Source organism: Burkholderia cepacia ATCC 25416 (assembly GCF_001411495.1).
GTDB classification, from domain to species: Bacteria; Pseudomonadota; Gammaproteobacteria; order Burkholderiales; family Burkholderiaceae; genus Burkholderia; species Burkholderia cepacia.
The window spans coordinates 2,643,825-2,657,213 of the sequence record NZ_CP012981.1 but is presented as its reverse complement, the minus strand read 5'-3'; the positions used below and the strand labels follow the sequence as shown (position 1 = coordinate 2,657,213).

Annotated in this window: 20 protein-coding genes; all 20 read right to left on the bottom strand. The window is 65.9% G+C overall.

Features of this window, described 5'->3' with window-relative positions:
• Positions 1-8: 8 nt before the first annotated feature.
• Positions 9-599, bottom strand: coding sequence for a phage neck terminator protein (locus APZ15_RS12275; protein WP_027787526.1), 591 nt, complete (start codon positions 597-599; stop codon positions 9-11).
• A gap of 4 nt (positions 600-603) precedes the next feature.
• The gene (locus APZ15_RS12270) at positions 604-975 is read right to left on the bottom strand and encodes a hypothetical protein (RefSeq protein WP_027787527.1); all 372 of its coding nucleotides are present in this window, start codon (positions 973-975) and stop codon (positions 604-606) included.
• A 3-nt stretch (positions 976-978) separates the two neighbouring features.
• Positions 979-1,461 carry a hypothetical protein gene (locus tag APZ15_RS12265; RefSeq protein ID WP_027787528.1) on the bottom strand — a complete coding sequence of 161 codons (483 nt, stop codon included), beginning with the start codon at positions 1,459-1,461 and terminating at the stop codon, positions 979-981.
• A 28-nt stretch (positions 1,462-1,489) separates the two neighbouring features.
• Positions 1,490-1,873, bottom strand: a complete 384-nt coding sequence (locus tag APZ15_RS12260; protein WP_027787529.1) for a DUF4054 domain-containing protein — start codon at positions 1,871-1,873, stop codon at positions 1,490-1,492.
• A gap of 55 nt (positions 1,874-1,928) precedes the next feature.
• Entirely contained in the window at positions 1,929-2,366 is a 438-nt protein-coding gene (locus APZ15_RS12255) for an STY1053 family phage-associated protein (RefSeq protein WP_027787530.1), read from the bottom strand.
• 9 nt (positions 2,367-2,375) lie between these two features.
• Positions 2,376-3,413 (bottom strand): DUF2184 domain-containing protein, encoded by a 1,038-nt coding sequence (locus APZ15_RS12250; RefSeq protein WP_027787531.1) that lies wholly within the window; start codon positions 3,411-3,413, stop codon positions 2,376-2,378.
• A 10-nt stretch (positions 3,414-3,423) separates the two neighbouring features.
• Entirely contained in the window at positions 3,424-3,912 is a 489-nt protein-coding gene (locus APZ15_RS12245) for a structural cement protein Gp24 (protein WP_027787532.1), read from the bottom strand.
• Positions 3,913-3,924: 12 nt separating this feature from the next.
• Positions 3,925-5,229, bottom strand: a complete 1,305-nt coding sequence (locus tag APZ15_RS12240; protein ID WP_027787533.1) for a DUF2213 domain-containing protein — start codon at positions 5,227-5,229, stop codon at positions 3,925-3,927.
• 1 nt (position 5,230) lies between these two features.
• The gene (locus APZ15_RS12235) at positions 5,231-5,818 is read right to left on the bottom strand and encodes a phage head morphogenesis protein (RefSeq protein WP_236849581.1); all 588 of its coding nucleotides are present in this window, start codon (positions 5,816-5,818) and stop codon (positions 5,231-5,233) included.
• Complete coding sequence (locus APZ15_RS39185; RefSeq protein ID WP_027787535.1) at positions 5,811-7,394, bottom strand: DUF1073 domain-containing protein; 1,584 nt, start codon at positions 7,392-7,394, stop codon at positions 5,811-5,813. The genes APZ15_RS12235 and APZ15_RS39185 overlap by 8 nt, the downstream gene beginning before the upstream one ends.
• Positions 7,391-8,992, bottom strand: coding sequence for a bacteriophage TerL protein (locus APZ15_RS12225; protein ID WP_027787536.1), 1,602 nt, complete (start codon positions 8,990-8,992; stop codon positions 7,391-7,393). The genes APZ15_RS39185 and APZ15_RS12225 overlap by 4 nt, the downstream gene beginning before the upstream one ends.
• 1 nt (position 8,993) lies before the next feature.
• The gene (locus APZ15_RS12220; RefSeq protein ID WP_027787537.1) at positions 8,994-9,473 is read right to left on the bottom strand and encodes a DUF2280 domain-containing protein; all 480 of its coding nucleotides are present in this window, start codon (positions 9,471-9,473) and stop codon (positions 8,994-8,996) included.
• Positions 9,474-9,493: 20 nt separating this feature from the next.
• A complete protein-coding gene (locus APZ15_RS12215) occupies positions 9,494-10,147 on the bottom strand; it encodes a putative metallopeptidase (RefSeq protein WP_027787538.1) in 654 nt (217 codons plus the stop codon).
• The gene (locus APZ15_RS12210; RefSeq protein ID WP_226153270.1) at positions 10,144-10,296 is read right to left on the bottom strand and encodes an FAM114 family protein; all 153 of its coding nucleotides are present in this window, start codon (positions 10,294-10,296) and stop codon (positions 10,144-10,146) included. The genes APZ15_RS12215 and APZ15_RS12210 overlap by 4 nt, the downstream gene beginning before the upstream one ends.
• A 134-nt stretch (positions 10,297-10,430) precedes the next feature.
• Complete coding sequence (locus APZ15_RS12205) at positions 10,431-11,024, bottom strand: hypothetical protein (RefSeq protein WP_027787540.1); 594 nt, start codon at positions 11,022-11,024, stop codon at positions 10,431-10,433.
• The gene (locus tag APZ15_RS12200; RefSeq protein ID WP_027787541.1) at positions 11,021-11,350 is read right to left on the bottom strand and encodes a hypothetical protein; all 330 of its coding nucleotides are present in this window, start codon (positions 11,348-11,350) and stop codon (positions 11,021-11,023) included. Before APZ15_RS12200 ends, APZ15_RS12205 begins: the two co-directional genes overlap by 4 nt.
• Positions 11,351-11,449: 99 nt before the next feature.
• Complete coding sequence (locus tag APZ15_RS12195) at positions 11,450-11,815, bottom strand: PDDEXK family nuclease (RefSeq protein WP_027787542.1); 366 nt, start codon at positions 11,813-11,815, stop codon at positions 11,450-11,452.
• A complete protein-coding gene (locus APZ15_RS39180) occupies positions 11,812-12,921 on the bottom strand; it encodes a DUF1376 domain-containing protein (protein ID WP_226153271.1) in 1,110 nt (369 codons plus the stop codon). Before APZ15_RS39180 ends, APZ15_RS12195 begins: the two co-directional genes overlap by 4 nt.
• A 2-nt stretch (positions 12,922-12,923) precedes the next feature.
• The gene (locus APZ15_RS12180) at positions 12,924-13,136 is read right to left on the bottom strand and encodes a hypothetical protein (protein ID WP_027787543.1); all 213 of its coding nucleotides are present in this window, start codon (positions 13,134-13,136) and stop codon (positions 12,924-12,926) included.
• The gene (locus APZ15_RS12175; protein WP_027787544.1) at positions 13,133-13,357 is read right to left on the bottom strand and encodes a hypothetical protein; all 225 of its coding nucleotides are present in this window, start codon (positions 13,355-13,357) and stop codon (positions 13,133-13,135) included. Before APZ15_RS12175 ends, APZ15_RS12180 begins: the two co-directional genes overlap by 4 nt.
• Positions 13,358-13,389 lie beyond the last annotated feature (32 nt).

Sequence of the window (13,389 nt, the reverse complement as noted above, 5' to 3'; positions counted from 1 at the left end):
CTGATCCCCTACAGGTTGACGTTTATGGTGGATGTGACCGGCGGCGACGCGTCTGTCGTCGTCGACGCCTGCACGGACTTCAGGTTCAGGACCGCGTAGGTGCGCGTGACCTTGCGGCGCAGCTTCACGGACATGTCGTACCGTCGCACCCATTGCTGGTTGACCAGGTCCGGTGCTGCTCGGATCTCGGAAACGCCCACGAATGCCATGTCGAGCAGCTGGAGCTGCTCGCGGTTCTGCGGGAGCGATAGACCGTCGGCGAGGCGCTGCGCGTAGCCCTTGGCCTGCGGGCCGTAGAACGTGCAGAGCACGTCGAGATCCTGATGGCGGATGTAGGTGTCGCTGCCCTCGTTCGCGCCGTTGTGCACGATCGCCGGGCTCGCGTCAGGTGTCTGCGTCTGGATGCCGAAGGCGCACCAATTGACGCTCGGCTCGGGTTGCTTCGCGACGACCGGCTGCCAGCGCGGTCGCACGAGGTCCTGCGCCAGCGCCGTGATGCCCGCGACCAAGTCGTGCACGAGGTCGTCGAGGGCATCGTCCTCGTCCGGCGGCGTATCGACGGCTGGCGCCAGGTATCCGCCGGTCGAGCTGTCGGTCATGGGGTTATCCGGAAAGAGGTTTCAGGTCGCAGGTCGCGCAGACGAAGCCGCGCCCGAAATGCGAGTAGTCGTTCACGTTGACGACGGTGTAGGTGCGGCCGGCCCAGATCACTTCGTCGGCGTCCTGCCCGGGACTGCCGTCCATCAGGCGAAACATCGTGTGAAGCGTGATCGAGCCGATGATTCGGCTGCCATCGGCATTCCGGTGCATGATGTCGCCCTTGTCGCTCGTCACGACGGCGGAGAATGGCGTTGCCGTCGGCGTGTTCTGGCCGCGCCCATGCGTGTCGACGACCTGCGCCATGCGGTTGCAGATCAGGCCGGTATCCATGAAATCGGGATCGAGCAGGACTTCGGTGACGTCGAGGAAAGCCATGCGCTACCCCTTCTTGCGGATCACGTACGTGATCGAATTTCGGTACTGGCCGGTGTCGACCAGCGTGTTCTCGCGCGTGACGCCGCGCCGGCGCCGCGCTTCGAGCGTCGATTCAGCCAGTTCGGGGGCGATGTTGCTGTTGACCTTCGCGCGCACGGAGTTCTGCGCCGCGATGCCGGCCATGTTGAGCCGGCGCTGAACCTGCTCGAGGTCACCGTCGAGCGCCGCTTCGACGCCTTTCTGCAGTTGCGGCTCGAACTTCGGCCGCGCGTCCTGCACGCCGGGCACGAGGTGCGGGCGCGCGGGGATATTGTTTGCGGGGGATCCAGTCTCCTGGATGTAGCCGATCTCGGCGTTGCTGAGCGGCTCGCCGTCGTCCTTGCGGCCGCCCGTGCTGTCGGGCACGCCGACGAGCACTTCCTGCTTCACGAGACCGGCGATCGACTTCAGCACCTCATCGAGGCGGTCTACCTTCATGCTGCCCATGGGGTTCTCCCGATGGGCAGTGGCGGCGCTACAACTGCATGCCGCCCGCGCCCATCATCATCGCGAGGCTGAGATAGCGGATTCCGTACATCGTGCTGTTCCAGAACCCACCGTCCTTGATGGCGACGGCCGCCGTGTCGTAGCTGGCGCTGACCTTGTCGACGGATTTCGCCGACTGCGGCCCGGTCACCTGGCCGGGCACCGCGCCGACGGCTGCCGCGTTCTGGTCGCGCATCGACAGCGCGACATGGTGAGCGGTACAGAGCCCGATGCCGATGTCGGTCAGCTCCTGCCAGCGCTCCGGATTCACGAGCGACACGGACACGGTCATCCAGATCTGGATGACCGCATCGGGATACAGCGTCGAATTCTCGAATTCGGGAAACGTCTGGCGGAACTGAGCAATGTCCACGGGTCACCTTCGGTTGGAAATGGCGGGCGCGCCAGTGGCGCCCCGCCTTCGGCCATTATGCCTGCTTGCCGCCCTGCTTCTGGCTGCCGCTCGTCTTCTGCGACGCAGCCTCGGCAGCCGCCGCCTGGGCAGCCTCGAACGCCGCAACGTTCGAGGCGTGCTCCAGTTCGCGCGCGGCGATCGAGCCCTCTCGCGCGTCGAGCTCGGCAGCACGTGCGTCGATGCCCTTCGACATCGCATCGAGCTCGGCGCGCTGCTCGGCCAGCCGGCCGCCCTCGGCTTCGAGCTCGGCGCGCGCCGCCGCGAGCGCAGCGGACATGTCGCCGCCGGCCGCCGCCGGCGCGTCGCCCGGGTCGCCGAGGTGGTGCTTCACGTACCAGTTTTCGGCGACGGCCTCGTCGACCGTGTGCATGCCGACCGGGAAGTCGGTGTGCTTGCCGTCGGCGCCGAGCAGCTTGAACGCCTTCGAAACGTAGATTTTCGTCTTCGCCATGATGTCCCCTTACACGCCGTCGCGGTAGCCGATCGTTTCCGGATACACGACTTCAACGACACCGAGGCGGCCGAAATACGTCGTGAGCTGGCGAATGTCGCGGTACTCGAGCGGCGTGCGCTGCAGCGGCACGAGCGGGAAGCGCACGCGGTTCTTGTCCTTCGTGTACGCGACCATGCGGTTCGTGTTGCTCGCGCCGCGGTTCGTGAGCCACTTCGACGGATAGATCTCGAGCGGGCGGCCGTTGATCGCGTTCGACAGCGAGTTGTTCTTCAGGAACTGCAGGATGCTGATGTTGCCCGCGCTGCTCACGATTTCCGAATTCAGGCGCGAGAAGTTCAGCGGGTCGATCAGCAGGCGCTCCGGGCACACGGCGTATGCCGAGGCCGCCCACACGCTGTTGCACAGCTCATTCACATCGGCGAGCATCTGCGCCGGCGTCGCGCTACCCCAGTTGCCGGTGATCGCGTTGCTGGCGTTGGTCACCGACGCCGCGTTCACCAGCCCCGTCACGCCGAGGATCGGATCGCCGATGTACACCTGCTCGTCGACGTCCATGTTGTGCTTCAGCTGCATGCCCTCGAACTTCTGTTGGTCGACCGGGCGGCCGAGCTTCTGCGCGGATTCGAGTTCCGGGATCGTCCAGCCGATCTGCATGCCCCAGAGGGTCAGCGGGTTCGGCGTCTTGCCGATGTCCAGCGACAGGCCGGCGATCGCACTCGCATCCTTGCCGATCCATGACTTGCCGTTCGGCGACGCGCCGCCAGCGGCCGCGAACGTCGAGTTCGTGAACGACGACACCTCGTCGGCGATCGACACGTCCTCGCGGAGGTCGATGTCGCGCGACCAGGTGACCGACGCGAGCGGCATGTGCAGCGTCTGGTCGAGCCGTTCGAGCTCGCCGACGAGGAACGAGCCGGTGCTGTCGATCGTCGCCGCGTCGAACGTCATCAGCGCGTCGCGCGTGCGTGCGCGGATGATCGCCGGCGCGCCGACGATGGCGATGCCCGCCGCGCGGGCGAGCAGCGGTTTGTTGTGAGTCGTCATGTCGGCTCCCTTAGATGTTGTAGGCGATTTCGACGTTGCCGGCGGCATCGGCCGCCGCCATGAACGTCGCACCGGCGATGGCGATCGTGTTCGTGCTGTCGGCTGCCGCTTCGATGCCACCGATCGGCTTGCCTGCTGCGGCCGCCGCGACGCGCACGTAGACCTGGCCGTTGAGCGCGGCGACGCCTGCGTTCAGCTGGACGGTCATGTAACCGCGGCGCAGGATGTCGGCCGGCCCTTTGGTCGGGGGCGTCGACGTGCCGACGGGATCTTGCGAGCTCTGCGTCGGGAACGGGCGCACGAGCAGGCCATAGACGGCCGTGGCGACGTCACCCGCGCCGATCGGCACGAATTTACCGCTTACAACCTTGCCGAACAGGCCGTATGCCGTGAAGGGGTTCGTCGAATCGAAGAACCCCGTCTCGACGGTGGCCTGCGACTGCCGGCTGATGTCGCCGGGAATGCCCGAAGGCATGCGATACAGAATTGCGTTGCCCATGTGGCACTCTCCTTATTGGCCGGCCCGCTTGGACCAGAATTCCGCGTTGCGCTTGTTGATGTCGGCGATCGTGGTGGCCTTGCCGAAATCGCGCGTGTTGACCTTTCCGCTCGAGGCGCCGGCGTTGTTCTTCGCCCGCATCAGCTCGGCCGCGCCGGTGAAGATGGTGTCGACGACGCGTGCCGGCATGGTGTCGAAGTCCGGAGCGCGGCCGCCGAGGAACGGCGCGATCGCGGCGCGGCCGGCGTCCGTCTCGTACGCCTGGTCGAGCGCCTTGCGCTGGCAACGGCAGAGCGCTGCCGCGCGGTCCTTCGTCTTCAGGCCGTCGAGCGTCGGGAGCTTCACGCCCGGCGCGAGGATCTCCGCGCGCGCCGGGATCAGGCGCGCGGAGTCGCCGGTGTACAGGTCGACTCCGGACTGATCGAGGCGGCCAGCCGTTTCGGCCTCGATGACGGTGTCCGTTGTCGTGTCCGTCTCGTCGTCCTCTTCCTCGTCTTCGTCCTCGGTTTCGCGCTCGCGGTCGGCGTCGCGCGCTTCGATGCGCGCCATGCGGCGATCGAGCGATCGCAGCGTCTTCAGGATCGCGGCCGTGTCGCCGGTGCGTCCTTCGCGTTCGCTGGCTTCGCGGCGCTCGCGCTCTTCCTCGGACTCTTCGTCCATGGCTTCCTGGCCTTCCTTGAGCGCTTCCTCGACGCCGGCTTCGTCCTTGGCCTTCATGGACTTCATCAGTCGGTCGAGCCACGCCGGCCGGCGCTGGGGCTTGCTGTCTTTCGTCTTCATCTCGGGTTCCTTATCGCCGATCGCGCAGCGCGGACCGCAGCGGCCGCGAGGGACGATGGCTACGTGGTTGACAACGATGTTCCGCTGTACCCCGCGGCCGGGTGATACCTGTTCGTAGTCGGCCTCGTATCCGAGGCTGACCTCTTCGATTTCTTCGTCCTGAACTGCGGCGATCGCGTCCTGCGCGGTGATCAGCAGGTCGGCGAGGATCAGATCGTTCTCGACGCCGTCGCCGCGGCGGATGTTCAGCATCACGCCCTTGCCGAGCGCGGAGAACGTCGCGGGTGTGACAAAGTCGTCGGGATGGTCGAGCGTCACCGGCTTGCCGGCGCAGCTCGCGAGCGTCTCGTCGCGGAACACCTCTTCCGGCGTCCGGCTGATGCGGATCAGGCCATCCGGCCCCGCCTCGATCGGCACCTCTCCATCTGCGTACAGCATCTCGCCAGTGCGCGCGACGGGAACGTCCTCGCACAGCAGGAAGCCCTCGGGCGTGAGCGAACGCTTCGGCCCGAGCTTCTGGATCGTGTAGAAGCGCATGTCAGTCCTTCGGAAATACAACCTCGGGGTAGCACCGGCATCCGTAGATACAGCCGGCATGGGCTCGGCGCCCGGTGCGCCGATCAGCGATCGGCGGGTTGTCCCACGTAATGAACCGCCCCTCGAGGATGCGGTGGTCCTCACGCACGTCAGAATCATCGGACGTGCGCCAAAAGTAACCGGGACTGCCTACGTGCAGCGCGCGCGCCTCGGTGAGGGTGGTGGCAGTACGGCCGACCTCCGTCCGCGCGATCAGATCAGCTCGGCTTTTCGCAACGCTTCCGGAGGCCTGGATCATCTTCGAGATCTCAGACGCACGCGTGCTATCTTCGAGCGCCTCGATCGTGAGCCGGTGCACGCGCTCGGCGGCATCCAGCGGGATCGACTTGATCAGGCCGACTTGCTCGGCCATCAGCGCCCGCATCGTCTCGCCGGTCGGCGCGCGCCGCAGCTCGTCGCGCAGCGCGTGCGACATGTCCTGCGCGTTCTGCATCCACGCCTGTTCGTCGCGCCTGTTCAGGTCGGCGAGCATGCGCGCGGCAGTCGCCTCGGCCCAAGGTGCTAGGGCTTCGGCATACCGCCTAAGCAGCTGCTCGATCGTCGGCGCCGCGGCGGGATCTCCAGGCGGAAAGCCATCGACTAGGTCGCCAACCTGCTTGGCGAGCTTGCGGAGCTGCGTCCTGTACCACTGCTCCGGACCGCTTAGGCGCACCGGATTTCGGCGTCGCTTGCGGTCCGTCGTTCGGGTCGTCAACATCAGTGGGAAGCTCCATCTCGGCTGTCGGCGGCGGCTCGTCCTCGGCCTGCTTGATTTCCTCGTCGGTGATCGACGAGAACACGCCGGTCCGATGCGCCGATGCGCGCAGCTCCTTCATGCCGCCGGACGGGGACATCAGGCCTGCGTCGACTGCCTTCGTCACCGCGTCGGTGATCGTGTTCGCCGTCGCCGCCTTCTGCTCGTCCGTCATCTGCCAGAGCGCGCGGAAGTCATACGAGAAGCCCTTCGGAGGCGCTTTTCCGAGGATCGAGCGGAACATCACCTCGAACAACACGTTCAGCGGGCGGCGCAGCCGGCGCTCCTGCTGCTGCTTGATGTTGTCGTAGTACGTGCGCAGGTCCGATTCGCCGGTGGCGTTCAGGCCGGCCGGTGACTGTCCGAGCAGACGTACGAGCGGGATCTGCAACGCGCCCGCGAGCTGCTGCGCGAACTGCAGCAGGACGGCGTCCAGACCGGTGAACCCGTACTGGTCGATCTGCATCTCGTCGTCGGCGTCAATCAGCGACAGCCCTTCGTTCGACTGGAATCGGCGGATGAAGTCGACGTTCTTCAGCAGCGCCTCGAGCGCCGGGCCGCCCATCGCGATGATCTTGCGCAGGTCCTTGACCTTCATCGTGCGAAGGTGCGCCTTGAATACGAGCTGCGCTGCGCCCATCGTCGTGCTGTCGAACGCGACGAGTCGGTCGATCAGCCGCTCGATGACGGACTGCCCCCAGAGGTTCTCGGCGATGCGCTGCCAGTACGGCAGCGTGACGCCATCGAAGCGGAGCACGCGGCTGTAGTGGATGCGCTGGCGCGGGAGCGCCATCGAGTCGGCGACGACGTCGTAGTAGCGCGGCATACCGAGCTCAGGGCCGGGCTCCTGCACCAGATCCGTAAGCGTCGGCTGCACGAGCCAGCGATCGAGCACGCAGAGGCCCTTGAACTGCCCCTCGGCGATCGAGTCGAGCCGCAGAGGCTTCGACGCGTCCTGGCCGTCGATCATCATGACGGCGAGCGCGCCGCCGTAGAGGCGCGCCCATTTCACCGTGTCGCAGAAGCTGTCCCAGATCGCGAGATTCTCGAACCCCTGGTTCAGCGTGTCCTTGTCCTCGGGATCGATGTCCGAACCGATCTCGACGCCCATGCGCGTCATGTCTTCCGCGACGACGTCGACGGCCTGGCCGACGATCCACGACGACCGGTACATCGCCTCCATCTGCACGCGGTTGCGGGAGATGAAGTCGAACCCGTACTGGTAGGCTGATGCCTGGTTAGGCGTGCCGAGCCCGACGCGCGCCTCGAAGTTCTGGAAGCTGTCCGGTGTGAGCCAGCGCTTCGCGTTGGCGGAATCCGCAGCCATCGCGCGGTATTGCCGCTGCTCGGCCTTGCGTTGCTTTCGATTCATCCCGCCGACCCCAACTTTGTCCAGATGTCCAATACCTGCCCGGCCGGCTGATACGCGATCATGACCGCGTCAGCCAAGTTCGGCGATTTCGTGCCGTCCGGCGCCTTGTCGATAACGATCTTCCCGACGCCGTTCACTGTGTAGGTCGGCTGTGCCAGCTCCATCGTCAACGCGGAAAGCTCGTCGAGCGCAGGATCGATCGAGATGATGTCGTCGGGGTTGTACGGCTTGCCCTCGACGACGGCGCGATACGTCGCCTGAAAACGCAGCCGCAGTGCCCACCATGACTGCGCCTTCAGGTTCGCGAAGTAGTCCTTGTTCTTCCGCTCCTGCACCATTTCGCCTTCCGGGTCATGCACCGGCCCGGAGCCGCGGAACGGCTCGTCGTTGATCGGCCGCTTGCCGATCTCGATTCGCCGCTCGTTGATCACGCGCGCGTCGCCGCGCACGCCGGCGCCGAGCCCGTCGGCGTCGTAGTCGAACGACTCGTAGCCCAGCTCGTCGCAGATGCCGAAGGTCTTCTCGACCGTCTCGTAGATGTCGCCGCCCTTGCCGGACCAGGACCGCAAGAAGTTCAGCAAGAAGCCGTAGCGGCCCGCGAATGCGTTCTTGTCCTTGCCTTCGTCGGCCACATCGAGGCCGCCGCGGCGCAGGCCGCTCGGTTCGATGCCGAGCTTCACGTGCGCGCCGATCGCGGCCTGCACCCATGCAGACGGGATCACGACGCCCTCGACGGACGCCGCGTAGTTGATGTCGATTTCTTGCGCGACGACAACGGCCGGCAGCTCGGCAACCTGCTTCGCGTACCAGGCGTCGTCCTTGCGCGGGTCGTCGCGCCAGTGGAACGTGAAGACCTTGATCTTGCCGCTGTGCCGGCGCTGGGCGAACGAGTTGCCCATGCCGTTCGGCGTCGAGATGTCCTGCCGGCAGTTCGTCGTCGCTGACAGCGACGCGTCGACCAGCTGCGGCCGCTCGAGGAACGCTGACTCGTCGACGACATAGAAGCTGGCGCGATCCCCGCGGCCGATACCGTCGCCCGACTCGCCCGTGATCACCGATCCCGTATCCGGGAACAGGATGCGCATGTGCGGCGCGTGCGTGCCGATGTCCCACGATCCGCGGAACTCGGCGGGCAGCAGCCGCAAAAACTCGCGCGCCTTCCAGAACAGGCTCTTCGGCGCGCCGATCTTGTCGACGTACTCTTCCTTGCGCGAGCCGAAGCCGGCCGCTACGCCCTCGTGAAACAGGCAAATCGTGTCGGCAAGTCCGACCGTGAGCCACGACATGCCCATGTCGCGGGTCTTCTCGGTGATGCCGGGCTCCTGCGCCTTCCAGCGCTCCATGAACCACTGGCACCATTCCTCCTGCTTCGGAAACAGCAGGAAAGGGATCGTCGCCGGCAGCCCGCGTTCGACATTACGCGGATCGAACGTCATGCCCCAGTCGATGATGAACTGGGCCGGGTTGTCGCGGTAGAACGTGCGCAGCGCCGGCAGCATGCCCGGGTTCGCGCGGATGCGCTTCAGCCGCTCCGCTCGCCATTCGAACACCTGCACGTAATCCGGTGCGCGGAAGTCGAACGGGAACGGGATGGGCATGCTACGGGTTCATGAGCTTGGCGTAGATCTTCGCCGCCTCCTGTGGGTCGTTCGTCACAGTCGAGATCGCGGTGATCGGACCGCCCTCCTTGCCCGTGTGCTCAAGACGGTGACGGTTCGTGAACGCGTCGCCGGCTTCCTTCGCAGCTTGTTCGAGCAGTTGGGCCATCAGCGGAATGTTTCCGCGCTGCTCGGCGATGCCGACAGCGTGGTCGAGTTTGCGGAGGCGCACGGCGCGGTGCGCGACGCCGATGCGCGACGTGTCCTTCAGGAATTCCTCGCGCGTGCGCTCGAAGATCTCCCGGTACTTCTTGCTCAGCGATGAGCCGGCCTGTTTCGTCGGATCGTACCGCTCGCACTGCTGCGGCGACACCTCGACGCCGAATTCCTCGCGCACGGCCTTGGCAACGCGCGAGATCGTGTCGAAGCAGGCCAAGGACTGCACGACGTACAGCTTGATCGGCTCCTGAAGTTTTGCCATGGTGGAATGCGTTCAGTAGGCTATGCGGCTCGCAGGATGCAGGTGCCGCAGGCTCGCGCGATGTCGACGTGGCCGACCTCGGGCGTGCGCCGCGCGGCGTCGACCAGCTTCGCGGTGTCGCCAGCACCGCCGCCAACGCCATAGCGACGGACGATGCCGACGAATTCCTCGACGTCGTGCCCGCGGATGCCGAGCTTCGGCATGCCGTCCTTCGTGAAGGCTGGCGCGCCGAACTCGTCGGAGCGCTGGCCGATGTGATACAGCTCGTGCTCAACGAGCGCGCACCACTCCATGTCGCTGCATTCGCGCGCGTAGTGCGCGTCTAGCGTGATCAGGAACGCAGGCACGCGGCCGAACCACTCGCAGAGCTGTTGCTCCTGCCTGGCGCGCTGCCAGCCGCCTGCGCGGATCATCACCTCTTCGCACTGCCCGACGACACGGCGCATCTGGCGCACGTTCTCGACGGCAGCCCAGAGGTAGGCGACATCGGCGTCGACCAGGTGCACGTGATCGTCGTTGTGCAGCGGCGCGCCGTCGCGCAAGAACGTGTGGTGCACCCAGTCATTCACGCCGTCGGCCGGCATGAGGTGGCGAAACCAGTTCGAGTCGTCGAAGAGCGCGTCAGGCGGCATGGGTCGATTGCTGCTGGGTGTGGCCTTCTGCGCCCGGGTCATGCCACGCTATCCAGCCGCGCAGGAAGATCGAACAGCGCCTCGGCAGCGCGGCGCGCGGCGCTCGGCTCGTCCCTGAGCGCCTGCCGCTGCCGCTCGCGCTGCTCGGCTTCCTGCTTTGCCTCGAGCACGAGCATCGGATCGCGGTACATGCGAGATTCGAGTATGCGGAAACCCATTGCGGAACCCCAATGCAAAAAGCCCGCTGGCTTTCGCTCAGCGGGCTTTGGACGCACGTATCACGTGTATCGAATATCGCGGATTATTGTGCACGAAATGCACATCGTCAAGTGGTTTCGCTCTCCTTCAGCAATCCGATCTCGTTGAGCTTCCGCTCGATCTCGCGCCATGCAACCTGCGAAACGCCCATCGATTCGCCCTTTCTGTCGCCCTCGATCCAGAGCCGCACGGCCGCGTTCTGCTTGCTCACCGTGTTCCGATGAGCCTCGCATTCGTCGGCGATCTCCGACAAATCGCATTTCACGCCGAACAGCCGCTCGATGATCGCGCGGCGCACGCGGTAGTGCGAGAAGCCGGAGCAGTATGCGGAGGACGCGCGCGTCAGCCAGCCTATGGCTGCCTGCCATTCGAGGTTGGGCGTGCTGCCGCTGCAGCATGCCGAGGCGCACGAGCACGGCAGCACATGCGGCGCGGCGCGCGCGACGATCACCGAAAGATGCAGTTCGGGCAGCGTTTCGAGCTCGCGCCGGATCATGCCCGCCTGGCCGGCGCCGACGAGGCCGATCAGCCCCATCCCGTCGCCGCCGATCTCGCCTCGCATGCGCTTCGCCATGATCGTCTCGCCGAACTGCTGCGACGAGTAGCAGAGCGCAAAGCGCACGGCATCGAATGCCGATTTGAACTCGATCACGTCGCTCATCGCGCACCCCGCGTCGTCATCGCCAGCGCACGCACGCTACCGAGCCAGCCGGCATACCCCGTGAGGTGGCTCGTGAAGTCCGGGCGGATGCGCGTGTCGACGTGCCCTTCTCCGCCACACGTGCCAGCCAGCGAGAACATGCGGCCGCGCTTCTCGCCGCGCCGCACGTCCACGCGCGTCGCTGCGCGGTCGCTCGCGAGCAGATGCCGCACGGTCGACAGCGGCACGTCCGCGTTGCGCGCGAGATCGTGCGCCGTGTAACGCTGGCCGGGCTTCATGATCGACAGCACCGTGTCGAGGGTGATTTTCGTGGTTTTCGTCTTCAAAGGGCCCTCCCTATGCTCGCTGCAGGTTCAACGTCGCGACAACGTGGTCGCTCCATTCCATGGCGTTCACGCGCCGATTGCCGGGTTGATGCCGGCCGCTCACTCGAATTCCTCCTGATGCCATCCGCCCCCGTCCCGTGCTGCCCTTGGCTTCACGGCGATGAACCGAAACGGGTACATCTCAGCGGCGACCTTGATCTTCACGCGCGCGTCGTCCTGCCAGTGCCCCTTAACCTCGTGCGCTTCGAGCTGGCCGTTCGCAAGCATCACGGCGAAGTCAGGCGTGTAGAACGTGTTGTCGGCGAGCCGAAGCTTTACCCCCTCGAACCGATACCAGGCGACCTCCCCGGCCTGCTTACGCGCTTCCAGGTGGCCGGCGTAGCGGTGTTCGGTCTGGTTCATTGCGCCGACCTTGAGCCGCCCCAGAGCCTGCATGCGGCGCTTGGCGGAATGCTGCTGCGTCATCGCCCTGCCTCCAGGATCGAGCCAGCCGCGACCGGGCCGGCGCTGTTGCGAAACGCGCGGTTGTGCTCGTCCCACCACGGGCCATCGCCCGCGGCGCGCAGCACTCGCAACTTGAAATCGGGACACGTCTCGTGCTCGCCCTGCTCGAGGCCGAGCGTGCGACCGTGCGCGACGATGCCGGGCCAGGTCGTATGCCACGGGCCGGCAGCCGCGCCAGACGAAGCGGTACCGGCGCGGCCGGTGCGCTGCGCGATCGCCTCGGGCAGCAGCGAGTTCAGCAGCCCGATGTTCAGCGGCTGGGTCGAGCCCTCGCGCTTCCGGCGCAGCAGTCCGACCTGGATCGCCGTGCGCAGGTCGATGGGCGTCGCGCCGAGCGACGGCCAGCTGCGCACACGCTCGTCGTCGGCGGCAAAGCCGACGCCACTCGAGCGAAGGATCTCGACGAACGCGGCGGCGGCGTTCTGCGCATCGTCCGCTACTGCCTGTGCTGTGCCGCCGCCGCTTGCTTTTAGGTTTACTTCTCCCTCTCCCTGTCCCTTGGAAGCTGTTTCCCCGGGGACGGTTTGGGGGACACCCCCTGTTTGTCCCGGGGGACGCTTGCCGCCTGTCCCCGGGGACAACTTCTGTTTGTCCCTCGGGACAGGATCGCGATATTCGGGGGACAAGAACTCTTCGAACGAGGGAAATTCGATCTGGATTTCGTGACGCTGGTTGTGCTTTTTGATGCGAGCACACTCCGTCTTGTAGCGCTGCTCGTGCTTCGCGGCCCACGCATCGCGCGCCTTCTCGGCGACCACGGGGTGATACAGCCGGCCGTCCGCGCACTTCACCCAGCCGCGCAGCGCGCCGTCGCGCACTTTCTTCCATTCGGCAACGACGCGGCCGTACCCGGCTAGCTGCGCGAGCACGCGATCGTCGTCCGGAAGAGACGCAGCGGGCACCTGGTGCCACGCGGCGCACCAGAGCAGCACTGCGGAGCGGAACTCATCTGCGGTCGACAACGCCGCGATGTCGCTGTCACGCAGGCGCACGACGTCGAGCGGCATGAACGCGAAATCGCGCAGGTCGCAGTCGACTGCGGTGAGAGGATTCGGGAGGTCGTTCACGGCTATTGCTCCTCACCATCGGTCCCAGATTGGGCCGCTTTGGGCCGCTTCTCGAACTCGATGACGAGCGGGTGCATGGCGCCGTACGCGCCGCGTAGCACCTGAATTCCCAGGAAATCGGTAACGGGGATGCCCTCCGCCGCCGCTCGCATTGCCAGATCAGCTGCTTCGGCCACTGGCAGCAGGACCGCCTGCTCCACGCGGCGACCTGTCATGCATTCACCTGCGGGCCAGTCTGTCCCACATCGGCACTGACGCCCGCGAGCTGTACGGGCAAAGTACCCACAACGCCAAACAGCGCCACTTCCGCGATGCGGTTGAGCGCGGCGGAGTCGGAATCGATGCCGTGCAGCTGCTTGTAGAACTGGAGCGCGTCGTACACGCGATCACGCAGCCGCGTTTTTACTTCGTTTCGAAATTCGGCGCGTCTTGACATGACGATAGCCCCGATTTTTATTGAAAAAGATG